The following is a 24,461-nucleotide window of genomic DNA, read 5'->3' on the forward strand; positions in this document are numbered from 1 at the left end:
CCCGATCTTACAGGCAGGTTGCCTACGTGTTACTCACCCGTCCGCCGCTAACCTTGTCCCGAAGGACAAGATCCGCTCGACTTGCATGTATTAGGCACGCCGCCAGCGTTCGTCCTGAGCCAGGATCAAACTCTCCATAATAGGCGAAATGGCAGAGCCATTTGCGCCAAATGAATTTGCTTGTTAGCTCATTCAAAAAACTAGCTCGTCAGAAACACTTTCGCCAGATGGCGATCGTCGTTCCGACGTATTTTTATGACCTTTTGACAGGTCGCTCATTGTTCAGTTTTCAAGGAACAAATTAATTCTTTTATCGCTTGTCTGCCGTATGTCTCAGCGGCGACTTGATTAATATATCACACCGCCCACAAACAATGCAATACTTATTTTCATTTTTTTTATGCACATGTGAATTACCCTATAAATCAGCGGTAAGTACGCATATTAAGCGCGTAACGGGACAGTTCTTTCGGGGAGGCCATGCGGGCATACATCCTAAAAATCACTTTATAACGTTTAGCAATTGCAGTCTTGATGTCACCGTCTAGCCGGGAATCGTTCAAATCGAGCAGCATTTCGTCTAGTTCTTTGCGAAGTACATAGTCTAGTTCTTTACATTCTTTGTCGTTGAACAATATTCCGAGCATAACGTGTTGCGGCCTCCTTCATTAACTAGCCCAAGTGAAAACGGCTGTCGCCGTCCGACCTTCGGAGGCAAAAGCTAACGTTTCACGGAAAAATCTAAGAAGGTATATCAATTCTTAGATTTGATGCAAAACGGCGGCTATCGCATGTCGCGATAACCGCCGCCTTATTGTTATGCTCAAAAATTGGAAATTTTATTACTTACCCAATAACCAGACCGTCACGGTGCTCTCGATCACCGCTGCAAGAGCAAGCATAACGGTGAGTAAAACCATGACCGGCAGTGTGCGCATCACGAACCCCTCGAGCTGCTGCGACCAGCCTGGCCTTCTGGTTAGGACCGAACCCAGGCCTTGTAACATTATTTTCCCAAAACGCAGTCCGTATGCGCATGCAATGACAATCGCGGAGAGCTCAATAACTCCGTGTGGCAGTAACCCTTTGAAGATGATCGTAAATACCGCATCCCCGCCCTGCTCCGCAGTCTTATGAACCAAGTAGCCAAGAATCATCCCATTAATCGCTAGGAATATGATGGGCACAATGCCGAAGATAGCGCCTATGTACATAACCAGTATCGCTTTAATGACGTTATTGAAGAAAATAAACACCATTAAGAATAGTGTCGGATGGTTGCTGGAGTCGATATTTTGCGCAACATTCTTTAGCCCGTTCAGTTGTCCGTGGACAAAAGCATCAAGATCCGGATTCGTAGCTCCTACAACCATCCCGGCGAGCAGAAAGATCGTGCTAAATGCAATATAATGACGCATCGTCTTCAAATGGCGGAATATCTCTGTAGGGGTAAACATGACGCTATCGTCACCTCTTTGAGCAGATTTTGGGCCGAGCTGTAATAAGTTGATGGTACGAGCATATCTTGTACTAGAACAAGCCTAATTAGAGAGGAGTGTACGAAAATAATGAATATGTTTTATGTGATGAACGGACGAAAGCTTAAACGTTATTTTCTGTTGACAGTCGGAATTATCTTTGCTGCCGGCGTTATTTACGCTGAGAAGGACAATATTACGGTGTTTGCCCCTGATCAGCCTGCGGCCATCTACAGTGTCCCGACGGATAAGAAGGTTGTCGCGCTTACGTTCGACATTAGCTGGGGAGAAAAACGGACTGAGCCGATCCTTGAGGTGCTGAAGCAAAAAGGGGTTAAAAACGTGACCTTCTTCCTCTCCTCCCCTTGGAGCCAGACACATCCTGACATTGTGAAGAAGATCGTCGATGCAGGGTATGAAATCGGCAGCCACGGCCATAAGCACGGCAATTACAGCACGTTCAGCGATGAGGAAATCCGCACGCAGATCGAGACGGCTCAGAATATCCTCACACAGGTAACCGGTAAAACGCCAAGCCTCATTCGTATGCCTAACGGTGATTTTGATAAACGGGTGCTTCGTATCGCGGAGCAAATGAATTATAAAGTGATTCAGTGGGATACGGATTCACTTGATTGGATGAACATCGGTACGGAAAAAATTATTAATCGCGTCGTGAGTAAAGCTCACCCTGGCGATATTATTCTGATGCATGCCAGCGATTCGGTAAAACAAACGCATGAAGCGCTTCCGGCCATCATCGACCAGCTGCGCAGCAAGGGTTATGAATTCGTGACTGTATCTGAGCTTATTGCTCAAACGGAGCTGCAAGGCAAAACGGTGCAGGATAAAGCAACGATGTACCATCAGCAGCTCGACGCTTCAGCAGAAAATTAATACCGAGCATTTAATACGGATCATTAAACGGCTGGTTTCGCACTCGATGCGGAATCAGCTGTTTGCTCTTTGCGAACGAGGCGGTGCAGAAGCAGCACTTGATAAGCGTTGCACGCAAACATCGGCACAACCATGAAGATCATGGCATTCACGTTGGCTCCCTCGCCTTGGAGCGCTTTCCAGGATTCAATTACAGTAACTACAATTTGCAGGAACAGAGTTGGAATAAAAGCGTTATTATTCGTCAACTTGGACTTGTAATACGCAACCCCGTAAGCACCAGTCGCCAAGCCTAGCGGCAGCACCCAGAAAATCCAGTCATTGTTTAAGCTTGTCCGATCCTGGTACAGCAAATAACCGACGCCTCCTAGGGCGAATAGTGCTGTATATGCTTGCAGCGCATTCCAAAGGTAGCTCTTGCGCAAGACGCTCAGCGCAATGTAATTCAGCGTCAGGTAAGAGAAGAAGCCCATCTGGCTGAAAGCGCCGAACAGCAGGCCCACTAGTGCCATCATTCCAGCATTAAAGCCCGCTGCTTCCACGCCTATAAATCCGAACGAGCGGTCAGTCCACTGCATCAAGCTGCCGACAACGGTTGTCACGACGGCGCCGACTGCCATTGTGCTCCAGAATAAGAAAAACCATTTTCGTAAATTCACGTTAATTCAGCTCCTAAACAATTTGTGCGAAACGCATCTCGAACCGTTCATACGGCTCTATTTTCACGCAAGTTTAATCATCCTTCATTGTACCACGCCACTTTCAAAAAGCTACGTGCCGTCCATGATAATACGATGAACATTGTCGCATACTACAGCTAGAAGAATGCCGCATTTCCAGAAGGGAGACAGTGCCATTATGCTCAAACGTTTGTCATGGGTTGGTACCATCGCCATCATAGCATCGTTGCTATCCGGCTGCGGATCCGAGCCATCAAGCTCATCAAGCCAGCCAATAAGTTATAAAGACATGAAATCGATGGTTATCGACATACTTAAAACAGAGGATGCCCAAAAGGCGCTTCAAGAATCAGCATCAGCGACTACTGGGAATAACGGTAGCAGCGCGCGAATTCTGTCCGTACAAGACCAAGAGCAAATGCGGATGGCTGTAAAAGAAACGCTAGTCGCACCGGAATACAGTAAAACCATTGAGAAGCTGATGACCGACCCCCGCTTCGCCGGCGATTTTGCAAAGGCGGTTAATAAGCAGAATAAGCAGATCCACAAGGATTTACTTAAGGACCCGACTTATCAAAAGGATCTTATCCAAGTGATGAAGAGCCCTGAGATGGATAAAATGATTTTGGAAGTGCTGCAAAGCACGCAATATCGCAAGCAAGTCATGTCGATTATGACGGAATCCATGCAAAGCCCGCTCTACCGGTTGGAAATTCTCGATTTGCTCAAAAAGGCGGTTCAGGAAGAGCTTAAGCCGAAGCCTGATGAGAAAGTGACCAAGCAGAAGGATAGCGGCGGTGGCGACAGTGGCGGTGATCAAGGCGGCCAAGGTGATGGCGGCGATAGCGGTGACGGAATGGGTGACTCCGGTGGCGGCGGTTAATAAGTTTGATCGCTTAGCAGGATAAGTGGATAAGTACGGTACAGTGAACAAGTGATGCGGGCTAATGAGTGGATAAATGAGGGAATGAAAAAAGAAGCCAACATTTTATGCACAGTTGTGCAGAATGTTGGCTTCTTTGTGTGATGTGGCACTAAGGGCGTTCGCTTATGCTTCGCATTTCGCGATAACTGCGTCTGCCACATCCAAATAAATACGGCCTGTATCTGTATCGGCTTTATAGACCGAAGGTGCAAAATCCGGTTCTGTTGCTAAGTTATCCGGAGCACCGAGCGGGATTTGCGCAAGCAGATCGGCATTCAGCGACTCAGCCAATCTGCCTCCTCCTCCACGGCCAAACACGTATTCGCGCTCGCCGCTCTTGCTGATATAGTAGGACATGTTCTCTACGATACCAATAATCTCGTGTTCGGTCTTAATGGCCATTGCGCCAGCTCGAGCAGCAACGAAGGCTGCTGTCGCATGCGGCGTTGTTACGATGATCTCTTTGCTCTGCGGGATCATTTGGTGGACATCAAGCGCTACGTCGCCAGTGCCCGGAGGCAGATCCAGCAGCAGATATTCCAGCTCGCCCCATGCAATCTCCGCAAAGAAATTGCGGAGCATCTTGCCGAGCATCGGTCCACGCCATACGATTGGGGCGTTATCTTCTACGAAGAAGCCCATCGACATCACTTTAACGCCGAATTTCTCGATCGGGATTACACGCTCGTTCACGACTTCAGGGCGTTCTTCAATGCCCATCATATCGGGCACACTGAAGCCATAGATGTCGGCGTCGATAATGCCGACACGCTTGCCCTTGCGGGCTAAGGCGACCGCGAGATTGACGGTCACCGTGGACTTGCCGACGCCGCCCTTGCCGCTCGCGACGGCGATGAAGTGCGTCCCGCTGCTCTCGCTTAGCAGCGGGTTCGCCTCAAGCCCGGCCCCGTGACCGCGTACGGGGCCCGCGGCGGCGGAAGCGCCGGCAGCGCTTGCTGCGCCAGCGCTAGCGCTGCTCGCCGCCTGCGGCGCGGCCTCGCTGGTCCGAAACCGGAAATGCACGGTTTCGGCGCCAGCTGCGGCAAGCGCTTCGCGCAAGCTCGCCTCAAGCGCGCGCTCCGCGCTCGCGGCTGCACCGATGACCGTCATCGATACATGACGGTCTTTCACTACAACATCGCGGAAGGCTAAGCTAACGCCTTCCGTTTTATGAGGAGCCGCCACAATCTCGGCGGCTTCAATTACGTTCTCACGGGTCAACATGTATTCTCGTCTCCTCTTGTCCCTGAATTCGTTCCTGTTACAGCTAAAGGACATGTACTGGCTCTATTATAACAAGACAATGCCTACCATCCAACCTCCATAAGCGCGTTAGATGAATAAGTTAGCTCTACCCCTTAGGCGAAGCTCCCCATTTCTCGCCTGCTGTGAAACGCAGAACGCCCTGATAGATCGACGCAGCCACCTTCTTCTGATACTCAGTATCTGCAAGCCTGGAGGCCTCCCCTGGGTTCGATAAGAAGCCCACCTCGACAAGCGCACTAGGCACGTCCTTCATTGCCTTAAGCAAATAGATCGTATTCACCGTTGCAGCTAATCGGTCCGTGTTTGCGAGATTGCGCCGGATTTCATCCTGAATAAGCGAAGCTAGAACAGCATTATCCGGCAGACTCGGATAGAAGAATGTCTGCGCGCCAGACCACCTTGGTGATGGGATGCTGTTCATGTGGATGCTAAGCAGCAAGCTTGCTTTCTTGTCCTTCACAAACTGCGCTCGTTTCACCAAGTCCTCTGTCTTACGCCGGCTTATCTTAGCGGTTCCTTCATCCGCAAGATCGTAATCGCCTTCTCTGGTCATGACAACGATGGCGCCGGCTTGCTGCAGATAATCCCGAAGCTGCAGAGCAATCGCAAGATTCAGGTCTTTCTCAACGAGCCCCTGCTTACTGACTGCCCCTCCATCTACTCCGCCATGTCCTGCATCAATGGCGATCACTTTGCCGGATAACGGTAAGGTCCAATACGTCCAGGTGCGCGTAGCCGGCACCTCCTGCGTAAGCAGAATCACAGTCAGCATAACAGCTACGACACCTAGCGTGATTCGCATCGCACCCCGATACGTGATCCAGACAACGAATCGTTTCCGAACTCTGGTCATACAAAAAGCCACCCCAATCTCCATCCGATGATCATGCACAGATTGTCCTGTGCTCTTTATCATCCTATGGGACGAGGTGACCTGTTATGCGAACAACTAAGCAAAAACGCCCTTGCCGTCTTGAAACGGACAAAAGCGTTTTGTAGGGTAAGCTCTGTTAATTCACAGGTTGCTCCGCCATGCCTTCAATAAGGATCTTAGCAACCTCTGGACGGGAGAATTCCGGCGGCGGGCATACGCCATCACGCAATAGTGCGCGAACTTTCGTACCGGACAGCGTCAGATGATCCGCTTTATCGTGTGGGCACGTCTTGCTCGAAGCCATATTGCCGCACTTCGTGCAGAAGAAGCTGTGTTCAAAATAAAGCGGGATAATACCCAGCTCATCCGCTGTGAACGAACGGAGCAGCTCCTGTGCTTCATACGTACCGTAGTAGTCGCCTACACCGGCATGATCACGGCCAACGATGAAATGCGTGCAGCCGTAGTTTTTGCGAACCATCGCATGGAAAATCGCTTCACGAGGTCCTGCATAGCGCATTGCTGCCGGGAATACACCGAGGAACGTACGATCCGCCGGGTAGTAGTTCTCAAGCAGCGCGATGTAGCTCTTCATACGTACATTCGCTGGAACGTCATCGGATTTCGTTTCGCCAACAAGCGGGTTCAAGAAGAGCGCGTCAACGATCTCCATCGCAGCCTTCTGAATGTATTCATGAGCACGGTGGACCGGATTACGAGTCTGGAAGCCAACGACTGTGCGCCAGCCCTTCTCTTCGAAGATCTGTCTCGTTTGAGAAGGATCAAAATAAAATTCGTTAAATTTCTCCGGCACTGGACGGTTCAACACTGTAATCGGACCACCTACATAGGTAGAAGGGCGCTCGAGAAGCTTCGCTACGCCTGGGTGCTCGATATCATCAGTCTTAAACACGTTCACAGCTTCATGCTTCTGATCAACGCTGTAGATGCTCTCGATATCAATCACACCGTACACCGTATTGTCTTCGCCAATAAGTGCTGCACGCTGCCCTGTGGACAGCTCAGCTGCCTTTGCTTCTTCAACAGCAAGTGTAATTGGAATACTCCACACAGTGCCATCTGCAAGGCGCATACGCTCTACAACCGAGCGGTAGTCCGATTCATTCAAGAAACCTGTAAGCGGCGAGAACGCACCTACGCCAATTAGATCCAAATCCGAAATTGCCCATGTCTTCACGATAATGACTGGTAAGGATGCTGCTTCTGTTAGAAGCGCATCGCGTTCGACGCCTGTTGCGATTCGGTTGACGAGTGCGCCGCCATGCGGCTTAATGCTGGTCATGTATGGCCTCCTGTAATAGGGAGTTTGACGGAGTCAAACTCTCACTGCTATTGGTAATTCTGCTTTTTTATTTATGCAATCCGCACTCTGTTTTCTCTTGACCCGACCAACGTCCTGCACGAGGGTCTTCGCCCGGCATTACTTGACGTGTGCAGTATTCGCAACCGATGCTTGGGTAGTGATTATCATGAAGCGGATTGTAGTATACATTGTTCTCACGGATGTATGCCCAAACATCTTCCGATGTCCAGTTTGCAATTGGATTGAATTTCACGAGACCAAACTTCGTATCGTATTCAATCTTCTTCGCGTTCGCACGGGTCGGCGCTTGGTCACGACGAATGCCAGTAATCCATGCTTCATATTTGGATAGGATTTGAGTAAGTGGATCTACTTTACGAATGTTGCAGCATTGAGTTGCATCCGACTTCCACAGCTCCTCACCGAATTGAGCAGCTTGCTCTTCAGGTGTAATAGCCGGCTTCACTTCTACGAACTTCAAATTGTAGATTTCTGCCATCTTATCACGCGTTTCATACGTTTCTTTGAAGTGAAAGTCTGTATCCAGATAGAAAATATCTGTATTCGGACTGATCTTCTGCAGCATATCAACCAGTACGACATCTTCCGCACCAAAACTGCATGCAAATGTAATGTTCGGGAATGTTTCTACTGCAAACTTCAAGATCTCCTGCGGCGTTGCATTTTCCAATAGCTCAGCTTGCTCTTTAATGAGCGCTTCTTTTTCAAAAAGATTCATGATGATTTCCTCCATCTCTTAATTCCTAGTAAACTAATCTACATTAAATTATACGTCCATTAATCAAATTGTTCAATAATTATAAATACGCAAAAACATGAAAAATGCCTTCTCCGCATAAGCAGAGAAGGCATTGTGAGAAAAATATTAACGTTTCGAGAATTGTGGTGCACGACGAGCTGCTTTAAGACCGTATTTTTTACGCTCTTTCATACGTGGGTCACGAGTCAAGAACCCAGCACGTTTCAAAGCTGGACGGAATTCTGGGTCAGCTTTGAGCAATGCACGGGAAATACCGTGGCGAATTGCGCCCGCTTGTCCGGAGATACCGCCACCGTGTGCGATAACCAAGATGTCGTATTTGCTTGCAGTCTCAGTAAGAGCAAGCGGTTGTTTCACGATCAGCTTCAGTGTTTCCAAACCGAAGTAATCACTCAGATCACGTTTGTTAATAATGATTCGTCCTTCACCCGGCACGAGACGTACACGTGCTACAGAGTGTTTACGACGACCGGTTCCATAGTATTGAACTTGTGCCATGAACCTGTCCTCCCTCTAATTAACCGCGAAGTTCGTAAACTTCTGGATTTTGTGCTTGATGTGGATGTTCCGAACCTGCATAAACTTTAAGCTTCATCTTCATTTTGTCGCCAAGGCGATTTTTAGGAAGCATACCGTGAATCGCTTGCTCCAGAACTTGCTCTGGTTTGTTCTTGATCATGTCTTGGGCTGGAGTAACTTTCAATCCGCCTTGGTACATGGAGTGACGGTAGTACATTTTGTTTTGCAGCTTCTTACCTGTCAGGTGGATCTTCTCAGCGTTGATGACAACAACGAAATCACCAGTGTCAACGTGAGGTGTAAATTGTGGTTTGTGTTTGCCGCGGATCAGGGCTGCAGCTTCGCTCGCAAGACGACCAAGCGTTTTGCCTTCTGCGTCAATGACGTACCATTTGCGTTCAACTTCATTTGGCTTAGCCATATAGGTAATGCGCATGGATGTTCCTCCTTCTTCATTCAAACAATCGGTTCATGTATGATGTTATGTGACCTTTACAGATGATGCTGAATCGACCATCGGTCTCCTCGAGCCAATCATCTCTAAACGGCTCGATTACTCTTTTAATTGCTAGTGTTTATACGGCGATCTCAGTCGGGGCTGTGGGAGAGCCACTAAGAAAGCACAAGTTATATTCTACTACAACGAATAGGCAAGTGCAAGTGATTTCTTTGGACACGATACATGTGATTAGCTGGTAATGCTCGTCAATTATCGTATTCCACTTCCCACAGCGTGAGGCCGTGAGCCATAGCCGTAGGCCCAGCCTTGGTTCGGTCCTTCGCAGCCAGAATGCGGACAACATCATCCACAGTAAGCCTGCCTTCACCTACCCGCAGAAGGGTCCCTACAATGATTCGAACCATGTTGTACAGGAAGCCATTCCCCGTAATAAAGAGATCCAGCTTCCCTTCGCTCTCGTCCAACCGAGCTTTGAGTACCGTTCGCACATGGGTGCGTTTCGTCGATCGTTGCGATGCGAATGACGTAAAGTCATGCTGGCCCACCAGCTTCGCAAGCGCAGCTCTCATCTCTGACAGATGAAGAGGCATGGGATAATGAAACCGATAATGCCGTTCAAACACATCCGCAAACTTGTTCGTATCAATGGAGTATCGATACGTTTTCCGTTTAGCACTATAACTGGCGTGAAAATCAAGGGGAACTTCATCCGCTCTCAACACAGAGATATCATCCGGCAATCTAGAGTTGATTGCCAACGCCCACCGATGCACTGGAATTGGTGAAGACGTCAGGAAGTTAATGACTTGCCCACGAGCGTGAACACCGGCATCTGTTCTTCCCGACGCTGTAATATTTACGTTTTCCCCTGTTAACGCGACAATCGCCTGCTCCAGAATATCTTGAACCGTATTACCGATCGGCTGTGTCTGAAAGCCATGGTAGGAAGTACCTACATAGCTGATGACCATCCGAATGTTTCTCATCCCATATCTCCTCTCTACCCTAGACGTCAACCCATGGGCAACAAAAAAAGGTGGCCGCAAGGTCCACCCTTCGTTTGCTACGCGCGGTCTACCAGTTCCAAGTAAACCATAGGCGCCGCGTCACCGCGACGAGGTCCTAGTTTCAAGATACGCGTATAACCGCCTGGACGCTCCGAGTAACGAGTAGCCAGTTCGGAGAACAATTTTTGGATTGCATCTTGCTCACCCGCAACAAGAGACTCACGGCGAACGAAAGCTGCTACTTGACGACGCGCATGAAGGTCACCACGCTTAGCAAGCGTGATCAGCTTCTCAGCGATTGGACGAAGTTCTTTCGCTTTCGCCTCAGTCGTTTGAATACGCTCATACAAGAACAAGTCAGTAACGAGGTCGCGGAACAATGCTTTCCGGGAGCTAGCGTCACGGCTCAATTTTGAATATGCCATTCGAATTTCCCCTCCTTAAAACAGTCTATAGACATCTAGTCTGCGCTGCTTTTTATTCTTCCATGCGGAGGCCAAGACCGAGTTCCTCAAGCTTCTCTTGAACTTCTTCCAAAGACTTGCGTCCGAGGTTGCGGACTTTCATCATGTCTTCTTCCGTCTTCGTGATCAGCTCTTGAACGGTATTGATACCTGCACGTTTGAGACAGTTATAAGAACGCACGGACAGATCGAGTTCTTCGATCGTCATCTCGAGCACTTTCTCTTTCTTGTCTTCTTCTTTTTCAACCATGATCTCAGCATCTTTCGCTTCGTCAGTCAAACCAACGAATAGATCCAGATGCTCAGTCAAAATTTTGGCGCCGAGGCTTACAGCCTCTTCCGGACGAATGCTTCCGTCGGTCCAAACCTCAAGTGTGAGCTTATCGTAGTTAGTCACTTGACCAACACGAGTGTTCTCAACTGAGTAGTTCACACGAGTAATCGGCGTGTAGATCGAATCAACAGGGATGACGCCAATTGGCTGATCTTCCCGTTTGTTACGATCTGCTTGCACATAACCGCGTCCGCGATTAGCGAATACTCGCATGTGGAGACGTGCACCGGAGGCCAGCGTCGCGATATGAAGATCAGGGCTTAAAATCTCGACATCGCTGTCTGCGCGAATATCGCCAGCCGTAACGTTGCCTTCGCCTTCCGCATCAATTTCCAATACCTTCTCTTCGTCGGAATGGATTTTTAGCGAGAGGCCTTTGAGATTCAGGATGATTTCAGTTACGTCTTCCATCACACCTGGAACCGTAGAGAACTCATGAAGTACACCGTCGATTTGAACAGAGGTTACCGCTGCACCAGGCAGCGACGACAACAGAATTCTACGCAGGGAATTCCCTAGCGTTGCTCCGTATCCGCGTTCAAGCGGTTCAACGACGAACCTTCCGTACGTGCCATCCTCATTCAGTTCTACGGTTTCGATTTTCGGCTTTTCGATCTCAATCACTAATAGAACCCTCCCTCAAAACGTCGCTCCGTTACCATTATCGCGGTTGCAGTCAAATCATGTAGTATGGCAAACCTTCACAACCATTATTCACAAGTTGGATTAATTTGATACCACAAATATTGACTATACGCGACGACGTTTTGGCGGGCGGCATCCGTTGTGTGGAACCGGAGTTACGTCTTTAATAAGGTTAACTTCTAGACCAGTTGCTTGAAGTGAACGAATTGCTGCTTCACGACCTGCGCCTGGGCCTTTAACCATTACTTCGACAGTTTTCATTCCGTGTTCCATTGCCGCTTTAGCTGCGGATTCTGCAGCCATTTGAGCTGCGTAAGGCGTGCTCTTACGGGAACCTTTAAAGCCGAGGTTACCCGAGCTTGCCCAAGAAATCGCGTTTCCGTGCGGATCTGTGATCGTTACGATCGTATTATTGAATGTCGAGCGGATATGCGCTACGCCAGTATCAATATTTTTACGGTCACGACGTTTCGTACGCACCACTTTTTTTGGTTTTGCCATTATCGGTTATCCCTCCTTCTTATTTCTTCTTGTTCGCTACAGTCCGACGAGGACCTTTACGAGTACGAGCATTTGTTTTAGTCCGTTGACCACGAACCGGAAGACCACGACGGTGACGAACGCCACGGTAGCAACCGATCTCGATCAGACGCTTGATGTTAAGCGAGATCTCACGACGAAGGTCGCCTTCTACTTTAACAGTCTTGTCGATTGTTTCGCGAAGTTGGCTAACTTCATCTTCAGTCAGATCGCGTACACGAGTATTTTCGCTAATACCAGTCGCTTCCAAGATCTTGTTAGCAGTTGTTCTGCCAATACCGAAGATGTATGTCAGAGCGATGACAACGCGCTTATCACGCGGTAAGTCTACACCAGAAATACGTGCCATGTATCGTTATCCCTCCTTTATCCTTGTTTTTGTTTGTGTTTCGGATTTTCACAAATAACCATAACATTGCCTTTGCGGCGAATGACTTTACATTTCTCGCAAATCGGCTTGACCGAAGGTCTTACCTTCATTGTGATTACCTCCCGATATCTTTCGTGGGTAGACCGCTTAGCAGCCTACTTCCGATAGGTAATGCGTCCTCTAGACAAATCATAAGGCGACAACTGAATGACTACTTTATCTCCAGTCAGAATACGGATGAAATGCATTCTGAGCTTGCCCGATACATGAGCGAGAATCTGATGTCCGTTCTCCAGCTCCACCTTGAACATAGCGTTTGGTAGTGGTTCAATAACCGTACCTTCGACTTCAATGACGTCTTCTTTAGCCAAAGTCAGTCTCCTTTCCCTTGCAAAGCCTTCTGAATAGCATAACGCATTTTTGCGTTTGTTACACGGCCGGTTTCCCGCATGCTGTCAGCCACTTCTGAGCTGACTTCCGGTTGCATCAGAAGATGCAGTACGTTCTTCTTCTTCGATTGATCGAAGCGCCGCTTGTCACCATCTGCCACAAGAACAAAACGTTCATCCAGAATCTGAATGATAACGGCAAATGTGCCTGCGTCCTTCCCCCGAAGCACCTTCACAAGTCGGCCGATCTCCGGCATATATTCCAATGCGCTCAACCTGCCTGCTCTCTGGATAGGGTTAATATCTCGCAGCCATCTGCAGTGACAGCCACCGTATGCTCGAAGTGAGCACACCATGTACCGTCCTCAGTAACGACTGTCCAATTATCCACCAGCGTACGCACATATCGCTCACCGATGTTGGCCATCGGCTCAATCGCCAGAACCATTCCTGGTTTAAGACGCGGTCCGCGATCGGGTAATCCATAGTTCGGAATTTGCGGTTCTTCGTGCAATTCTGCACCAATGCCATGCCCCACAAACTCACGAACGACAGAGAAACCAGCAGCTTCGATCACTTGTTGAATCGCATGCGAGATGGTAAACAAACGAACATCCGGCTTCACGAGTGCGAGCCCTGCATACAGTGACTTCTCTGTAATGTCGAGTAGCCTCTGGGACTCTTCACTTATCTCGCCCACACCATAGGTCCAAGCCGAATCGCCATGAAACCCTTTATACTGTGCGCCGATATCAATGCTGATGATGTCACCATCGTTCAGCTTGCGTGGTCCAGGAATGCCGTGTACCAGCTCATTGTTTACAGAAGCGCAGATGCTGGCAGGAAATTGATTGTACCCTTTGAAAGAAGGTGTGGCGTCCTGACTGCGAATGTACGATTCAGCAATGTCGTCCAATTCTTTGGTTGTTACACCGGGACGAATCGCTTGTTTAAGCACTTGATGCGTTTCCGCAACAATTTGACCAGCTCTTCTCATATATTGCAATTCCGACTCGGATTTGCATATGATCATTCCGCTGTTCCCCGTAGGCAGCTTACGATATCAGTCGTAACTTCGTCGATTTCCTTCTCGCCGTCTACTTCACACAAAACGCCTTTGCTCGAGTAGTACTCAAGCAGTGGAGCAGTTTTGGAGATGTATTCGTCAAGACGCGTGCCTACTTTTGCTTCCGTATCGTCTGACCGCTGATACAGCTCACCGCCGCATTTATCACAAACGCCTTCTTGCTTCGGCGGGTTGAACATAACATGGTAAGTGGAGCCGCATGATTTACAAATGCGACGACCGGTCAGACGCGCAAGCAGTAGACCGCGGTCAACTTTGAGGTTAACGACGTGATCGATACTGCGTCCCATTTCAGCCAACATCCCGTCCAGTGCCTCAGCTTGCTGAAGCGTGCGTGGAAAACCGTCAAGCAGGAAGCCTCCGTTGCAATCCTCTTGCGCAAGACGATCACGAACGATGCCGTTCGTAATTTCATCGGGAACAAGTAGACCTTGATCTACGAATTCCTTTGCCTTTACACCAAGTGGAGTACCTTGCTTCATTGCTAAACGGAAAGCATCACCAGTGGAGATATGAGGTACTTTGAAAGTATCTACAATACGTTCCGCCTGTGTGCCTTTACCTGCACCTGGAGGGCCCATGAATAAGATGTTCATTAGCGTGTTCCTCGCTTTAAACATAATAGGCTCGGCCGGGTCCCGCCACATGCTACATGCGCGGAAGCCCGCTAGCGAACCTACAGTTATTTATTGATAAACCCTTTGTAGTGGCGCTTGATCAATTGCGTCTCGATCTGCTTCATCGTATCCAGTGCTACACCGATTACGATTAGCAGCGAGGTGCCGCCTAGCTTCACGTCACGAGGCAGATCTGCGAGCGTACCGAACAGAACCGGCAAGATCGAGATAAGCGATAAGAAAATCGCACCGCTGAGCGTGATTCGCGACATAACGCGTGTAATGTAGGAAGAAGTCGGTTTGCCCGGACGAATGCCTGGGATATATCCGCCATTCTTCTTCATTTGATCAGCCATCTGCACCGGATTGATTTGCACGAACGTGTAGAAGAACGTGAAAGCGATAATCAGGATTACGTACAACACCATACCAAGTGGTTTGTCATACGGCATGTGTTCTTGAACCCATTTAGCCCAAGCGTGCGTCGACCAGAAGTTCGCGATCGTGATCGGGAACATCAGAAGCGATACTGCAAAGATTACAGGAATAACACCTGCACCGTTTACTTTGAGCGGAATGTGAGTCGATTGACCACCGTACATTTTCCGACCAACGACGCGTTTAGCGTATTGAACCGGAATTTTACGAATCCCTTGTTGAACGAAGATAACTCCGACTACGATTGCAATGATTGCAACGATAATCGCAACTACCTTTATGATGCTGAGGAAAATCGAACCTTGCACATCCACGAACTCTTGTTGGTAAATCGAACGTGCATGTGAAGGAATTCTAGCTACGATCCCGGCAAAGATCAGGACCGAGATCCCGTTACCGATGCCTCTCTCTGTGATTTGCTCTCCGAGCCACATGAGGAAGGCAGTTCCTGCCGTAAGGATTATCGCAATCATAATATAATCCGTAGAAGTTGCATTCGGGATCATATCGAGCGAATATAGCCGATTAAAACCGATCGCTGTACCGAAACCTTGGATCAAACCAAGAATAACGGTACCGTACCGAGTGATTTGAGCAAGCTTACGTTTTCCGTTCTCGCCTTCCTTCGCCCATTCAGCGAATTTAGGGATTACGTCCATCGACAACAATTGTACGATGATCGACGAGGTGATGTAAGGCATGATCCCGATCGCGAAAATCGAGAACTGGAACAGTGCCCCACCGGAAAACGTATTGAGCAAACCAAACAACTCAGAACCGGCCTGATCAGTTTGCGTAAATACATCTTTGTTAACACCAGGAACCGGGATGAATGAACCGATCCGGTAGACCAACAAGATGAACAACGTGAACAGGATCCGTCTGCGAAGGTCTTCCACTTTCCAAATGTTGGACACGGTCTTGAACAATTAGATCACCTCGGTTTTACCGCCGGCAGCCTGGATTTTCTCTACCGCAGATTGAGAGAACTTGCTTGCTTTTACCGTAAGCTGAACAGTGATTTCGCCATTACCCAAGATCTTGATTCCGCTCTGTGGGTTTTTAACGATACCTTGCTCAAGCAGTAGCTCAGGAGTTACCTCTGTGCCAGCTGCAAAGCTATTCAACTCATCGATGTTCACAATCGCATACTCTTTACGGAACGGGTTGTTAAAGCCGCGTTTAGGCAAACGACGGTACAATGGGTTTTGACCGCCCTCGAATCCTGGGCGAACACCGCCGCCGGAACGAGCATTTTGACCTTTGTGACCGCGACCCGCAGTTTTACCGTTACCGCTACCGATACCACGGCCTTTGCGGAAACCCTCTTTACGAGAGCCCTCAGCTGGTTTGAGATCATGCAGTTTCATCGTGCGTTGCACCTCCTTAATGTTTTGCGGTGTCTTGCGACATCACTTGTTACTACAATATTGCTACGCCCTGTATGGCGATTAAGCTTGTACTTCTTCCACTTTAATCAAGTGGCTGACATGAGTAATCATGCCACGGATAGCCGGGCTGTCACTGTGGACAACCGATTGACGAATTTTGCGAAGACCAAGCGTAGCAACTGTCGCACGCTGCTTCTCGTTACGACCGATCAGGCTGCGAACGAGGGTGATTTGCAATTTTGCCATCGTATTCTCCTCCTTAGCCCAAAAGCTCTTTCACGGTTTTACCACGAAGTTTAGCAACGTCCTCGGCACGTTTCAGACGGGAAAGTCCTTCCAGTGTCGCGTTAACCATATTCATGGAGTTTGAAGAACCAAGCGATTTGGTCAGAATGTCGCCAACACCAGCAAGCTCAAGAACGGCACGAACCGGTCCGCCTGCAATTACTCCAGTACCTTCAGAAGCTGGTTTCAGCAATACGCGGCCAGCGCCGAAGTGTCCAAGTACTTGGTGTGGAATTGTTGTTTTCACGAGTGGAACATGAATCAGGTTTTTCTTAGCGTCCTCGATACCTTTGCGAATTGCATCAGGTACTTCGCCCGCTTTACCGATTCCTGCGCCAACATATCCTTTACCGTCGCCTACAACTACTAGAGCGCTAAAGCTGAAACGGCGTCCGCCTTTTACTACTTTCGCTACACGGTTGATTTGAACTACTTTTTCAGTAAGTTCCAATGCATTGGGATCTATACGCAAGTCGAGTTACCTCCTTCATAAGTATTATCTTTTAGAATTCAAGACCTGCTTCACGAGCTGCATCAGCCAGTGCTTGAATTCTTCCGTGGTACAAGTATCCGCCGCGGTCAAATACGACTTTGTCAACGCCTTTCGCTTTAGCGCGAGAAGCAATCACTTCACCGATTTTACGAGCAGCTTCAATGTTACCACCATTGCTGAATTGTTCTGCAATTTCTTTATCGAGCGTAGACGCAGATGCGACCGTTACGCCTTGTACATCATCAATCAATTGTGCATAGATGTGCTTGGAGGAACGGAATACAGAGAGACGTGGACGCTGCGTAGTTCCGCTGATTTTCTTACGCACACGCAGGTGACGTTTAAGACGTGCTTTGTTCTTATCGCCTTTTGTAATCATTCGTTGTACACTCCTTTCTCAGTCCTTATGAAGCTATCCGATCAAGCAGCGCGGTTAAGCAGCTGCTTATTTCTTCTTACCAGCTTTACCTTCTTTACGAAGGATACGCTCGCCTTCATACTTGATACCTTTACCTTTATACGGCTCAGGCTCACGTACGGAGCGGATCTTCGCAGCAGTTGCACCAACGAGTTCTTTGTCGATACCTTTTACGATGATTTTCGTGTTCGCAGGAACTTCGAACTCGATGCCACTCTCAGGAGTGATTTCCACTGGGTGCGAGTAACCAACGTTAAGTACGATTTTCTCGCCAGTTTTGTTTGCACGGTAACCAACGCCTACTAGCTCAAGGTTCTTAACGAAGCCTTCAGTAACACCACTAACCATGTTAGCAATGACGCTGCGAGTTGTACCGTGCAGGGAACGATGCAATTTATTGTCAGAAGGACGCTCAACAGTAATGACGCTGTCCGCAACTACCACTTTCATATCCTTGTGAAGTTCGCGGCTCAGTGTACCTTTAGGTCCTTTAACAGTGATTACGCTGTTGTCCAGGTCGATGTTTACACCACCTGGAACTTGAATTGGTTTACGGCCAATACGAGACATTGTTACACCTCCAATCGTTGTGACAGTTAATTACCAAACGTAGCAGACAACTTCGCCGCCGGATTTAACTTGGCGAGCTTCTTTGTCAGTCATAATTCCTTTAGATGTGGAAATGATCGCCATTCCCAAGCCACCCAGTACGCGAGGCACTTCAGTGCTCTTCGTGTATACGCGTAGACCCGGTTTGCTGATGCGTTTCAGCCCCGTAATTACACGCTCTTGGTTCGGGCCGTATTTCAAGAAAATACGGATAATCCCTTGTTTGCTATCTTCGATAAACTCAGCATCGCGGATAAAGCCCTCGCGTTTCAAAATTTCTGCGATTTGCTTCTTAACTTTAGAAGCAGGCATTTCTACCGTCTCATGACGCACAACGTTTGCGTTGCGAATGCGTGTAAGCATATCTGCGATCGGATCAGACATAACCATTGTGTAAACCTCCTTCCCGAACTAGGCTGATTACCAGCTTGCTTTTTTAACGCCAGGTATCTGGCCTTTGTATGCTAATTCACGGAAACAAATCCGGCAAATTTTAAACTTTTGCAAAACGGAATGCGGACGGCCGCAACGTTCGCAGCGTGTATAAGCCTGCACTTTGAATTTAGGAGCACGTTGCTGCTTAACCTTCATCGAAGTTTTTGCCACTTGGTATTACACCTCCTGTGGATTACTTCGTAAACGGCATGCCCAATTGGGTCAGCAGTTCACGAGCTTCTTCGTCCGTTTTTGCCGTCGTGACGATGACGACGTCCATACCACGAACTTTATCAACTTTATCATACTCGATCTCCGGGAAGATCAATTGCTCTTTCAAGCCCAGTGTGTAGTTACCACGGCCGTCGAACGCTTTGTTCGAAACACCGCGGAAGTCACGTACGCGAGGAAGAGTAACGTTGAACAGTTTATCAAGGAAGTAGTACATACGCTCACCGCGCAGTGTTACTTTAACCCCGATTGGCATGTTTTCGCGAAGTTTGAAACCTGCGATCGACTTTTTCGAGCGAGTTACGACAGGTTTTTGACCAGCGATCAAGCGCATATCTTCAACAGCAGCGTCAAGCACTTTGGAGTTCGAAACAGCTTCACCAACACCCATGTTGATAACCACTTTCTCGATCTTAGGTACTTGCATAACTGTTGTGTAATTGAACTTCTGCATTAGAGCAGGAGTGATTTCATTAAGAAAACGATCTTTCATTCTTACTGCCATGTAACGTGAACCTCCTTTCCGTATCGGTTAATTAATCAATAACCTCGCCGGACTTCTTAGCGATCCGGACTTTTTTACCGTTATCAAGCACTTTGTAACCGATCCGAGTTACTTTACCGCTCTTAGGATCGATGTGCATAACGTTGGATACATGAATCGCCGCTTCTTGCTCGATAATGCCGCCTTGCGGATTAGCTTGCGATGGACGAGTATGTTTTTTCACCATATTGACGCCTTCGACGAGTACGCGGTTTTGACGCGGATACGCAGCAATAACGCGGCCTTTTTTGCCTTTGTCTTTACCCGTAATGACCATAACCGTGTCGTCTTTTTTAACGTGCAATTTATTGTTGTGAGATTCCAACACTTTTTTCAACCGTGGCATGAGTTACACCTCCTGCGTGCCCTGCGCCTTCAGCGCAAGATACTAATTAGATAACTTCCGGAGCAAGCGATACGATTTTCATGAAGTCGCGGTCGCGAAGTTCGCGAGCTACTGGTCCGAAAATACGTGTGCCGCGCGGGCTCTTGTCTTCTTTTACGATTACAGCTGCATTCTCATCAAATGCGATGTACGATCCGTCTTTACGGCGAACCGCGCGTTTAGTACGAACGATAACCGCTTTTACTACGTCACCCTTTTTGACAACGCCACCGGGTGTTGCTTGTTTGACGGAGCAGACGATCAGATCGCCGATGTGGCCTACACGACGTCCAGTACCACCTAGTACACGAATGCACATAAGTTCTTTCGCGCCGGAGTTGTCAGCGACGGCCAAACGCGTAAATGGTTGAATCATTTCAACGTCCTCCTTTCGAGAAAATGCTTCTTAAAGCATTCTTAGAAAATAACAGCAGCTTCAACGATTTCGACTAAACGGAACCGTTTATCTTTCGAAAGCGGGCGAGTTTCCATGACTTTGACGACATCGCCAATCTTAGCCTGGTTGTTCTCGTCATGTGCTTTGAATTTTTTCGTATATTTAATACGTTTGTGGTATAGGTCATGCTTCTTGTACGTTTCAATCGCAACTACGACTGTTTTGTCCATTTTGTCAGACACTACTTTACCGATTAGAACTTTGCGCGCATTACGTTCGCTCATGTTCATCCTCCTTCCATACATTCGTTATCGGTCACGGGTATAAGCAGATTAGCTGCTAATTCCGAGTTCTCTTTCACGAAGAACGGTTTTGGCACGAGCTATGTCCTTACGAACATCGCGGATGCGAGTTGGGTTTTCCAGTTGGCCGGTAGCCAATTGAAAACGAAGGTTGAATAGCTCTTCTTTGAATCCAGCGACTTTCTGTTCGAGTTCAACAGAGGTAAGGTTGCGGAAATCGTTAGCCTTCATTTGCTTCACCACCCACTTCTTCGCGTTTCACGAACTTCGTTTTTACTGGAAGTTTATGTGCTGCAAGACGCATAGCTTCACGTGCGATCTCTTCAGAAACGCCAGCAAGCTCGAACATTATTTTGCCCGGTTTTACGACAGCAACCCATTTTTCTACGTTACCTTTACCGCTACCCATCCGAACTTCAAGAGGCTTCTGAGTAATCGGTTTATCAGGGAAAATCTTAATCCATACTTTACCGCCACGTTTAATGTAACGAGTCATCGCGATACGCGCTGCTTCGATTTGACGGTTAGTGATCCATGAAGGCTCAAGTGCTTGCAGACCGAATTCGCCGAATACTACTTCAGCGCCGCCTTTTGCACGACCTTTCATATGACCACGTTGTTGTTTACGATGTTTGACACGTTTAGGTACCAACATGATTAGTTGCCTCCTTCCTGTGGAGCTTTCTTCTTAGTTGGAAGGATTTCACCGCGGTAGATCCATACTTTAACGCCGATACGGCCGTAAGTTGTATGAGCTTCCGCTGTTCCATAGTCAATATCCGCACGCAGCGTATGAAGAGGAACTGTACCTTCGCTATAGCTTTCCGAACGAGCGATCTCAGCGCCACCAAGACGGCCGCTAACGGCAGTTTTGATACCTTTCGCGCCAGAACGGAGCGTACGTTGGATCGATTGTTTCATTGCACGACGGAAGGAAATCCGGCGTTCAAGTTGTTGTGCAATACTTTCAGCTACGAGAACCGCATCCAGCTCAGGATGTTTAATCTCGGAGATGTTGATGTGCACTTTTTTGCCTTTAGCAATTTTCGAAAGCTCGGAACGAAGTGTTTCAACTTCGGAACCGCCTTTACCAATTACCATACCAGGCTTAGCTGTATGAATAGTAACGTTAACGCGGTTAGCTGCACGTTCGATTTCGAACTTGGAAACTGCCGCATCTTTAAGCTTGTTCTTCAGGTGCTCACGGATTTTTACGTCTTCCATAAGCAAGTCGCCGAAGTCTTTACCAGCGTACCATTTGGACTCCCAATCACGGATAATACCGATACGAAGTCCGACCGGATTTACTTTTTGTCCCACACGTTTTCCCTCCTTATTTTTCGGATACCACCAAAGTAATGTGGCTGGTTCTCTTATTAATTCGGCTAGCACGGCCCATTGCGCGCGGGCGGAAACGTTTCATTGTTGGTCCTTGGTTCACAAATACTTGTGAAATGACCAATTTGTTCACGTCCAATTGGTAGTTGTGCTCCGCGTTTGCGATAGCGGAATTCAGCAACTTCTCAACGATTGGAGATGCTGATCTTGGCGTGTGACGCAGGATAGCGATTGCTTCGCCAACTTGCTTACCACGAATCAAATCAACAACCAATTGAGCTTTACGAGGTGCAATGCGGACGTGATTAGCGAACGCTTTAGCTTGTTGCATGGATGAACCTCCTCTCAAACTTTATGACCTTAACTATTTAACCGATTAACGACGGCCTGTCTTCTTGTCGTCGTTACCGTGACCTTTATATGAACGTGTTGGCGCGAACTCACCGAGTTTGTGGCCAACCATATCTTCTGTCACATATACCGGCACGTGTTTTTTACCGTCATAAACAGCGAACGTGTGTCCGATGAATTGCGGGAAAATTGTAGAACGACGCGACCAAGTTTTGACAACAGTCTTCTTTTCCGTTTCGTTCAGAACTTCAACTTTCTTAAGCAGGTAGCCGTCGATAAACGGACCTTTCTTCAAACTGCGACCCATGGATGATCCTCCCTTCACGCTATTGTTACGTGGGCGCCGTGCGCTAAGCAGATGACGCCGAGGTGCCTATTACTTCGTACGACGACGAATAATGTATTGGCTCGATGCTTTCTTCTTCTTACGCGTTTTAGCGCCGAGAGTTGGTTTACCCCATGGCGACATAGGCGATTTACGTCCGATTGGTGCACGGCCTTCACCACCACCGTGTGGGTGATCGTTAGGGTTCATTACAACACCACGAACTTCAGGACGTTTACCCAACCAACGGGAACGGCCGGCTTTACCGATTTTCACGAGTTCGTGATCTTCGTTACCAACAGAACCGATTGTTGCACGGCATTTCTTCAGGATACGACGTACTTCACCAGACGTCAAGCGAATTGTAACGTAATGCTCTTCTTTACCAAGAAGTTGAGCATCAGTACCGGCAGCACGAACCAATTGCCCGCCTTTACCAGGTTTCAACTCGATGTTGTGGATAACTGTACCTACTGGGATGTTTTCAAGTGGCAATGCGTTGCCGATCTTGATGTCTGCACCCACGCCGGATACGACTTTATCCCCAACTTTCAAACCTTTTGGTGCGATGATGTAGGCTTTCTCGCCATCCACATAGTGGATAAGTGCGATGTTGGACGTACGGTTCGGATCGTATTCGATCGTCGCGACGTTACCTACGATACCGTCCTTATTACGTTTGAAGTCGATGATACGGTATTTACGTTTGTGGCCGCCACCGTGATGACGAACCGTAATTTTACCTTGGTTGTTACGACCAGCTTTTTTGAAAAGCGGCGCAAGAAGCGATTTCTCCGGTGTGCTTGTCGTGATCTCTTCAAATGTCGAGACGGACATACCACGACGCGCTGGAGATGTCGGTTTATACTTCTTAACTGGCACTTCGATTCCCTCCTTAACCGATATCTTGTTTAATCACGTTGACCTTATGGCCCGAACGTAAGATTAAACTGTTTCGAAAAACTCAAGTTCGTTGCTGTCAGCGCTCAGTTGCACGATCGCTTTTTTCCACTCGGACGTATATCCGCTGTGTTTGCCATAGCGCTTAGGCTTAGCTGGCATGCGAAGCGTGTTTACGCTTGTTACTTTTACTTTGAAGATCGATTGAATCGCGAGTTTGATCTCAGTCTTGTTCGCACGAAGATCAACTTCGAAAACATAGCGTTTGTTCGCCATGAAATCGCTCGTTTGTTCCGTGATAATCGGGCGCTTGATAATATCGCGTGGATTTTTCATTACGCAAGCACCTCCTGTACTTTTTCAACTGCTTCTTTAGTGATAATAAGCTTGTCGTATTTCATAACATCGAGAACATTGATGCCATCGGCTACAACGAACTTCACGTTAGGAAGGTTACGAGCGGAAAGAGCTACGTTATCTTCGTAGCTAGCTGTAACAACAAGTGCTTTACGAGCCACTTTCAGGTTGTTCAAGATCGCTGCGAATTCTTTAGTCTTAGGAGCTGCAAATGTCAGTTGATCAAGAACGATAATCTCGTTATCAATAACTTTAGATGACAATGCAGATTTGATCGCTAAGCGACGAACTTTTTTAGGAAGTTTGAAGCTGTAGCTGCGTGGAGTTGGTCCGAACACTGTACCACCGCCAACCCATTGTGGGGAGCGAATGCTACCTTGACGTGCACGACCTGTACCTTTTTGTTTCCAAGGTTTACGTCCGCCACCACGTACTTCGGAGCGGCCTTTCGTCTTGTGCGTGCCTCTGCGCTCAGAAGCTTGCTGCAACAATACTGCGCTATGCAATACGTGAACGTTAGGTTCAACACCGAATACTGCTTCGGACAATTCAACCTCGCCAACTTGCGATCCATTCACGCTAAAAAGTGCTACTTTCGGCATTTC

General features: G+C 48.1%; 41 protein-coding genes and 1 rRNA gene. 2 read left to right on the forward strand and 40 right to left on the reverse strand.

The window, feature by feature from the left end:
* From AC0LWF_RS25855 to AC0LWF_RS25865, 3 genes are all read right to left on the reverse strand, one after another.
* Positions 1-141: ribosomal RNA gene (locus AC0LWF_RS25855) — 16S ribosomal RNA — on the reverse strand; the annotation flags it as partial.
* A gap of 284 nt (positions 142-425) precedes the next feature.
* Positions 426-647 carry a hypothetical protein gene (locus tag AC0LWF_RS25860; RefSeq protein ID WP_090583299.1) on the reverse strand — a complete coding sequence of 74 codons (222 nt, stop codon included), beginning with the start codon at positions 645-647 and terminating at the stop codon, positions 426-428.
* 195 nt (positions 648-842) lie between these two features.
* Entirely contained in the window at positions 843-1,457 is a 615-nt protein-coding gene (locus tag AC0LWF_RS25865; RefSeq protein WP_474654406.1) for a stage II sporulation protein M, read from the reverse strand.
* A gap of 111 nt (positions 1,458-1,568) precedes the next feature.
* Between AC0LWF_RS25865 and pdaB the strand changes: the two genes are divergently transcribed.
* A complete protein-coding gene (gene pdaB / locus AC0LWF_RS25870; protein ID WP_474654407.1) occupies positions 1,569-2,375 on the forward strand; it encodes a polysaccharide deacetylase family sporulation protein PdaB in 807 nt (268 codons plus the stop codon).
* Positions 2,376-2,398: 23 nt separating this feature from the next.
* On the opposite strand, the gene AC0LWF_RS25875 is transcribed toward pdaB, so the two are convergent.
* Positions 2,399-3,034, reverse strand: a complete 636-nt coding sequence (locus AC0LWF_RS25875; RefSeq protein WP_474654408.1) for a KinB-signaling pathway activation protein — start codon at positions 3,032-3,034, stop codon at positions 2,399-2,401.
* Between the two features lie 199 nt (positions 3,035-3,233).
* On the opposite strand from AC0LWF_RS25875, the gene gerD reads away from it, so the two are divergent.
* Positions 3,234-3,938 carry a spore germination lipoprotein GerD gene (gene gerD, locus AC0LWF_RS25880; RefSeq protein ID WP_474654409.1) on the forward strand — a complete coding sequence of 235 codons (705 nt, stop codon included), beginning with the start codon at positions 3,234-3,236 and terminating at the stop codon, positions 3,936-3,938.
* 165 nt (positions 3,939-4,103) lie between these two features.
* On the opposite strand, the gene AC0LWF_RS25885 is transcribed toward gerD, so the two are convergent.
* The 36 genes from AC0LWF_RS25885 to rplD form a co-directional block, all read right to left on the reverse strand.
* Positions 4,104-5,204: an Mrp/NBP35 family ATP-binding protein gene (locus AC0LWF_RS25885; RefSeq protein ID WP_474654410.1), complete on the reverse strand. Its 1,101-nt coding sequence runs from the start codon at positions 5,202-5,204 to the stop codon at positions 4,104-4,106.
* A 127-nt stretch (positions 5,205-5,331) separates the two neighbouring features.
* Positions 5,332-6,099 (reverse strand): N-acetylmuramoyl-L-alanine amidase CwlD, encoded by a 768-nt coding sequence (cwlD, locus tag AC0LWF_RS25890; RefSeq protein ID WP_474654411.1) that lies wholly within the window; start codon positions 6,097-6,099, stop codon positions 5,332-5,334.
* A gap of 157 nt (positions 6,100-6,256) precedes the next feature.
* Positions 6,257-7,423 (reverse strand): sulfate adenylyltransferase, encoded by a 1,167-nt coding sequence (gene sat / locus AC0LWF_RS25895; protein ID WP_474654412.1) that lies wholly within the window; start codon positions 7,421-7,423, stop codon positions 6,257-6,259.
* Between the two features lie 67 nt (positions 7,424-7,490).
* Positions 7,491-8,183, reverse strand: coding sequence for a phosphoadenylyl-sulfate reductase (locus AC0LWF_RS25900; RefSeq protein ID WP_474654413.1), 693 nt, complete (start codon positions 8,181-8,183; stop codon positions 7,491-7,493).
* A gap of 147 nt (positions 8,184-8,330) precedes the next feature.
* Entirely contained in the window at positions 8,331-8,723 is a 393-nt protein-coding gene (gene rpsI, locus AC0LWF_RS25905; RefSeq protein WP_090583283.1) for a 30S ribosomal protein S9, read from the reverse strand.
* A gap of 19 nt (positions 8,724-8,742) precedes the next feature.
* Positions 8,743-9,180 carry a 50S ribosomal protein L13 gene (rplM, locus tag AC0LWF_RS25910; protein ID WP_474654414.1) on the reverse strand — a complete coding sequence of 146 codons (438 nt, stop codon included), beginning with the start codon at positions 9,178-9,180 and terminating at the stop codon, positions 8,743-8,745.
* Positions 9,181-9,449: 269 nt separating this feature from the next.
* Positions 9,450-10,190 (reverse strand): tRNA pseudouridine(38-40) synthase TruA, encoded by a 741-nt coding sequence (gene truA / locus AC0LWF_RS25915; protein WP_474654415.1) that lies wholly within the window; start codon positions 10,188-10,190, stop codon positions 9,450-9,452.
* 77 nt (positions 10,191-10,267) lie between these two features.
* Positions 10,268-10,636 (reverse strand): 50S ribosomal protein L17, encoded by a 369-nt coding sequence (gene rplQ / locus AC0LWF_RS25920; protein WP_090583277.1) that lies wholly within the window; start codon positions 10,634-10,636, stop codon positions 10,268-10,270.
* 52 nt (positions 10,637-10,688) lie between these two features.
* Complete coding sequence (locus AC0LWF_RS25925; RefSeq protein WP_090583274.1) at positions 10,689-11,633, reverse strand: DNA-directed RNA polymerase subunit alpha; 945 nt, start codon at positions 11,631-11,633, stop codon at positions 10,689-10,691.
* A 126-nt stretch (positions 11,634-11,759) separates the two neighbouring features.
* Entirely contained in the window at positions 11,760-12,155 is a 396-nt protein-coding gene (gene rpsK, locus AC0LWF_RS25930) for a 30S ribosomal protein S11 (protein ID WP_090583272.1), read from the reverse strand.
* A 19-nt stretch (positions 12,156-12,174) separates the two neighbouring features.
* Positions 12,175-12,543 carry a 30S ribosomal protein S13 gene (gene rpsM / locus AC0LWF_RS25935; RefSeq protein ID WP_090583270.1) on the reverse strand — a complete coding sequence of 123 codons (369 nt, stop codon included), beginning with the start codon at positions 12,541-12,543 and terminating at the stop codon, positions 12,175-12,177.
* Positions 12,544-12,560: 17 nt separating this feature from the next.
* Positions 12,561-12,674 carry a 50S ribosomal protein L36 gene (gene rpmJ / locus AC0LWF_RS25940; protein WP_003333770.1) on the reverse strand — a complete coding sequence of 38 codons (114 nt, stop codon included), beginning with the start codon at positions 12,672-12,674 and terminating at the stop codon, positions 12,561-12,563.
* 45 nt (positions 12,675-12,719) lie between these two features.
* Positions 12,720-12,935, reverse strand: coding sequence for a translation initiation factor IF-1 (infA, locus tag AC0LWF_RS25945; RefSeq protein ID WP_015847200.1), 216 nt, complete (start codon positions 12,933-12,935; stop codon positions 12,720-12,722).
* Positions 12,936-12,937: 2 nt separating this feature from the next.
* Positions 12,938-13,210: a KOW motif-containing protein gene (locus tag AC0LWF_RS25950; RefSeq protein WP_474654448.1), complete on the reverse strand. Its 273-nt coding sequence runs from the start codon at positions 13,208-13,210 to the stop codon at positions 12,938-12,940.
* Between the two features lie 14 nt (positions 13,211-13,224).
* Positions 13,225-13,986: a type I methionyl aminopeptidase gene (gene map, locus AC0LWF_RS25955; RefSeq protein ID WP_474654416.1), complete on the reverse strand. Its 762-nt coding sequence runs from the start codon at positions 13,984-13,986 to the stop codon at positions 13,225-13,227.
* Entirely contained in the window at positions 13,983-14,636 is a 654-nt protein-coding gene (locus AC0LWF_RS25960) for an adenylate kinase (protein WP_126011519.1), read from the reverse strand. The genes map and AC0LWF_RS25960 overlap by 4 nt, the downstream gene beginning before the upstream one ends.
* Positions 14,637-14,722: 86 nt before the next feature.
* Positions 14,723-16,024 (reverse strand): preprotein translocase subunit SecY, encoded by a 1,302-nt coding sequence (secY, locus tag AC0LWF_RS25965; RefSeq protein WP_474654417.1) that lies wholly within the window; start codon positions 16,022-16,024, stop codon positions 14,723-14,725.
* Positions 16,025-16,465, reverse strand: a complete 441-nt coding sequence (gene rplO, locus AC0LWF_RS25970; protein ID WP_090583260.1) for a 50S ribosomal protein L15 — start codon at positions 16,463-16,465, stop codon at positions 16,025-16,027.
* A gap of 81 nt (positions 16,466-16,546) precedes the next feature.
* Positions 16,547-16,732 carry a 50S ribosomal protein L30 gene (gene rpmD / locus AC0LWF_RS25975; protein WP_090583259.1) on the reverse strand — a complete coding sequence of 62 codons (186 nt, stop codon included), beginning with the start codon at positions 16,730-16,732 and terminating at the stop codon, positions 16,547-16,549.
* A gap of 13 nt (positions 16,733-16,745) precedes the next feature.
* Positions 16,746-17,243 carry a 30S ribosomal protein S5 gene (gene rpsE, locus AC0LWF_RS25980; RefSeq protein ID WP_090583257.1) on the reverse strand — a complete coding sequence of 166 codons (498 nt, stop codon included), beginning with the start codon at positions 17,241-17,243 and terminating at the stop codon, positions 16,746-16,748.
* A gap of 31 nt (positions 17,244-17,274) precedes the next feature.
* Positions 17,275-17,643: a 50S ribosomal protein L18 gene (rplR, locus tag AC0LWF_RS25985; protein ID WP_126011523.1), complete on the reverse strand. Its 369-nt coding sequence runs from the start codon at positions 17,641-17,643 to the stop codon at positions 17,275-17,277.
* A 66-nt stretch (positions 17,644-17,709) separates the two neighbouring features.
* Positions 17,710-18,252, reverse strand: a complete 543-nt coding sequence (gene rplF, locus AC0LWF_RS25990) for a 50S ribosomal protein L6 (protein WP_474654418.1) — start codon at positions 18,250-18,252, stop codon at positions 17,710-17,712.
* 30 nt (positions 18,253-18,282) lie between these two features.
* On the reverse strand, positions 18,283-18,681 hold the full coding sequence (gene rpsH / locus AC0LWF_RS25995; protein WP_090583251.1) for a 30S ribosomal protein S8: 399 nt from the start codon (positions 18,679-18,681) through the stop codon (positions 18,283-18,285).
* Positions 18,682-18,711: 30 nt separating this feature from the next.
* Complete coding sequence (locus AC0LWF_RS26000; RefSeq protein WP_090583249.1) at positions 18,712-18,897, reverse strand: type Z 30S ribosomal protein S14; 186 nt, start codon at positions 18,895-18,897, stop codon at positions 18,712-18,714.
* Positions 18,898-18,919: 22 nt separating this feature from the next.
* Positions 18,920-19,462: a 50S ribosomal protein L5 gene (gene rplE / locus AC0LWF_RS26005; RefSeq protein WP_132491099.1), complete on the reverse strand. Its 543-nt coding sequence runs from the start codon at positions 19,460-19,462 to the stop codon at positions 18,920-18,922.
* Between the two features lie 31 nt (positions 19,463-19,493).
* On the reverse strand, positions 19,494-19,847 hold the full coding sequence (gene rplX, locus AC0LWF_RS26010) for a 50S ribosomal protein L24 (protein ID WP_090583246.1): 354 nt from the start codon (positions 19,845-19,847) through the stop codon (positions 19,494-19,496).
* Positions 19,848-19,893: 46 nt separating this feature from the next.
* Positions 19,894-20,262 carry a 50S ribosomal protein L14 gene (gene rplN, locus AC0LWF_RS26015; protein ID WP_090583243.1) on the reverse strand — a complete coding sequence of 123 codons (369 nt, stop codon included), beginning with the start codon at positions 20,260-20,262 and terminating at the stop codon, positions 19,894-19,896.
* Between the two features lie 41 nt (positions 20,263-20,303).
* Entirely contained in the window at positions 20,304-20,567 is a 264-nt protein-coding gene (rpsQ, locus tag AC0LWF_RS26020; protein ID WP_126011527.1) for a 30S ribosomal protein S17, read from the reverse strand.
* Between the two features lie 48 nt (positions 20,568-20,615).
* Positions 20,616-20,816, reverse strand: a complete 201-nt coding sequence (gene rpmC / locus AC0LWF_RS26025; protein ID WP_090583239.1) for a 50S ribosomal protein L29 — start codon at positions 20,814-20,816, stop codon at positions 20,616-20,618.
* Positions 20,806-21,240 (reverse strand): 50S ribosomal protein L16, encoded by a 435-nt coding sequence (rplP, locus tag AC0LWF_RS26030; RefSeq protein WP_474654419.1) that lies wholly within the window; start codon positions 21,238-21,240, stop codon positions 20,806-20,808. The genes rpmC and rplP overlap by 11 nt, the downstream gene beginning before the upstream one ends.
* A gap of 2 nt (positions 21,241-21,242) precedes the next feature.
* On the reverse strand, positions 21,243-21,905 hold the full coding sequence (gene rpsC, locus AC0LWF_RS26035) for a 30S ribosomal protein S3 (RefSeq protein WP_090583235.1): 663 nt from the start codon (positions 21,903-21,905) through the stop codon (positions 21,243-21,245).
* A 13-nt stretch (positions 21,906-21,918) separates the two neighbouring features.
* Positions 21,919-22,254 carry a 50S ribosomal protein L22 gene (gene rplV, locus AC0LWF_RS26040; RefSeq protein WP_090583233.1) on the reverse strand — a complete coding sequence of 112 codons (336 nt, stop codon included), beginning with the start codon at positions 22,252-22,254 and terminating at the stop codon, positions 21,919-21,921.
* Positions 22,255-22,299: 45 nt separating this feature from the next.
* Complete coding sequence (gene rpsS / locus AC0LWF_RS26045; RefSeq protein WP_090583231.1) at positions 22,300-22,581, reverse strand: 30S ribosomal protein S19; 282 nt, start codon at positions 22,579-22,581, stop codon at positions 22,300-22,302.
* Between the two features lie 69 nt (positions 22,582-22,650).
* Positions 22,651-23,481 carry a 50S ribosomal protein L2 gene (gene rplB, locus AC0LWF_RS26050; protein WP_474654420.1) on the reverse strand — a complete coding sequence of 277 codons (831 nt, stop codon included), beginning with the start codon at positions 23,479-23,481 and terminating at the stop codon, positions 22,651-22,653.
* 63 nt (positions 23,482-23,544) lie between these two features.
* A complete protein-coding gene (gene rplW / locus AC0LWF_RS26055) occupies positions 23,545-23,835 on the reverse strand; it encodes a 50S ribosomal protein L23 (RefSeq protein WP_126011533.1) in 291 nt (96 codons plus the stop codon).
* Positions 23,835-24,458, reverse strand: a complete 624-nt coding sequence (gene rplD, locus AC0LWF_RS26060; protein ID WP_474654421.1) for a 50S ribosomal protein L4 — start codon at positions 24,456-24,458, stop codon at positions 23,835-23,837. Before rplD ends, rplW begins: the two co-directional genes overlap by 1 nt.
* Positions 24,459-24,461: the final 3 nt, after the last annotated feature.

Source organism: Paenibacillus sp. sgz302114, from assembly GCF_056120345.1.

Bases quoted from the DNA above. Each gene is read 5' to 3' on its own strand.
- AC0LWF_RS25860 (WP_090583299.1), bottom strand. From the start codon at position 647: ATGCTCGGAATATTGTTCAACGACAAAGAATGTAAAGAACTAGACTAT.
- AC0LWF_RS25865 (WP_474654406.1), bottom strand. From the start codon at position 1,457: ATGTTTACCCCTACAGAGATATTCCGCCATTTGAAGACGATGCGTCAT.
- pdaB (WP_474654407.1), top strand. From the start codon at position 1,569: ATGAATATGTTTTATGTGATGAACGGACGAAAGCTTAAACGTTATTTT.
- gerD (WP_474654409.1), top strand. From the start codon at position 3,234: ATGCTCAAACGTTTGTCATGGGTTGGTACCATCGCCATCATAGCATCG.
- AC0LWF_RS25885 (WP_474654410.1), bottom strand. From the start codon at position 5,204: ATGTTGACCCGTGAGAACGTAATTGAAGCCGCCGAGATTGTGGCGGCT.
- cwlD (WP_474654411.1), bottom strand. From the start codon at position 6,099: ATGACCAGAGTTCGGAAACGATTCGTTGTCTGGATCACGTATCGGGGT.
- sat (WP_474654412.1), bottom strand. From the start codon at position 7,423: ATGACCAGCATTAAGCCGCATGGCGGCGCACTCGTCAACCGAATCGCA.
- AC0LWF_RS25900 (WP_474654413.1), bottom strand. From the start codon at position 8,183: ATGAATCTTTTTGAAAAAGAAGCGCTCATTAAAGAGCAAGCTGAGCTA.
- rpsI (WP_090583283.1), bottom strand. From the start codon at position 8,723: ATGGCACAAGTTCAATACTATGGAACCGGTCGTCGTAAACACTCTGTA.
- rplM (WP_474654414.1), bottom strand. From the start codon at position 9,180: ATGCGCATTACCTATATGGCTAAGCCAAATGAAGTTGAACGCAAATGG.
- truA (WP_474654415.1), bottom strand. From the start codon at position 10,190: ATGAGAAACATTCGGATGGTCATCAGCTATGTAGGTACTTCCTACCAT.
- rplQ (WP_090583277.1), bottom strand. From the start codon at position 10,636: ATGGCATATTCAAAATTGAGCCGTGACGCTAGCTCCCGGAAAGCATTG.
- rpsK (WP_090583272.1), bottom strand. From the start codon at position 12,155: ATGGCAAAACCAAAAAAAGTGGTGCGTACGAAACGTCGTGACCGTAAA.
- rpsM (WP_090583270.1), bottom strand. From the start codon at position 12,543: ATGGCACGTATTTCTGGTGTAGACTTACCGCGTGATAAGCGCGTTGTC.
- rpmJ (WP_003333770.1), bottom strand. From the start codon at position 12,674: ATGAAGGTAAGACCTTCGGTCAAGCCGATTTGCGAGAAATGTAAAGTC.
- AC0LWF_RS25950 (WP_474654448.1), bottom strand. From the start codon at position 13,210: ATGCCGGAGATCGGCCGACTTGTGAAGGTGCTTCGGGGGAAGGACGCA.
- map (WP_474654416.1), bottom strand. From the start codon at position 13,986: ATGATCATATGCAAATCCGAGTCGGAATTGCAATATATGAGAAGAGCT.
- AC0LWF_RS25960 (WP_126011519.1), bottom strand. From the start codon at position 14,636: ATGAACATCTTATTCATGGGCCCTCCAGGTGCAGGTAAAGGCACACAG.
- rplO (WP_090583260.1), bottom strand. From the start codon at position 16,465: ATGAAACTGCATGATCTCAAACCAGCTGAGGGCTCTCGTAAAGAGGGT.
- rpmD (WP_090583259.1), bottom strand. From the start codon at position 16,732: ATGGCAAAATTGCAAATCACCCTCGTTCGCAGCCTGATCGGTCGTAAC.
- rplR (WP_126011523.1), bottom strand. From the start codon at position 17,643: ATGATTACAAAAGGCGATAAGAACAAAGCACGTCTTAAACGTCACCTG.
- rplF (WP_474654418.1), bottom strand. From the start codon at position 18,252: ATGTCTCGTATTGGCCGTAAACCAATTCAAGTTCCAGGTGGTGTAAAC.
- rpsH (WP_090583251.1), bottom strand. From the start codon at position 18,681: ATGGTTATGTCTGATCCGATCGCAGATATGCTTACACGCATTCGCAAC.
- rplE (WP_132491099.1), bottom strand. From the start codon at position 19,462: ATGGCAGTAAGAATGAAAGATCGTTTTCTTAATGAAATCACTCCTGCT.
- rplX (WP_090583246.1), bottom strand. From the start codon at position 19,847: ATGCCACGGTTGAAAAAAGTGTTGGAATCTCACAACAATAAATTGCAC.
- rplN (WP_090583243.1), bottom strand. From the start codon at position 20,262: ATGATTCAACCATTTACGCGTTTGGCCGTCGCTGACAACTCCGGCGCG.
- rpsQ (WP_126011527.1), bottom strand. From the start codon at position 20,567: ATGAGCGAACGTAATGCGCGCAAAGTTCTAATCGGTAAAGTAGTGTCT.
- rpmC (WP_090583239.1), bottom strand. From the start codon at position 20,816: ATGAAGGCTAACGATTTCCGCAACCTTACCTCTGTTGAACTCGAACAG.
- rplP (WP_474654419.1), bottom strand. From the start codon at position 21,240: ATGTTGGTACCTAAACGTGTCAAACATCGTAAACAACAACGTGGTCAT.
- rplV (WP_090583233.1), bottom strand. From the start codon at position 22,254: ATGCAACAAGCTAAAGCGTTCGCTAATCACGTCCGCATTGCACCTCGT.
- rpsS (WP_090583231.1), bottom strand. From the start codon at position 22,581: ATGGGTCGCAGTTTGAAGAAAGGTCCGTTTATCGACGGCTACCTGCTT.
- rplW (WP_126011533.1), bottom strand. From the start codon at position 23,835: ATGAAAAATCCACGCGATATTATCAAGCGCCCGATTATCACGGAACAA.
- rplD (WP_474654421.1), bottom strand. From the start codon at position 24,458: ATGCCGAAAGTAGCACTTTTTAGCGTGAATGGATCGCAAGTTGGCGAG.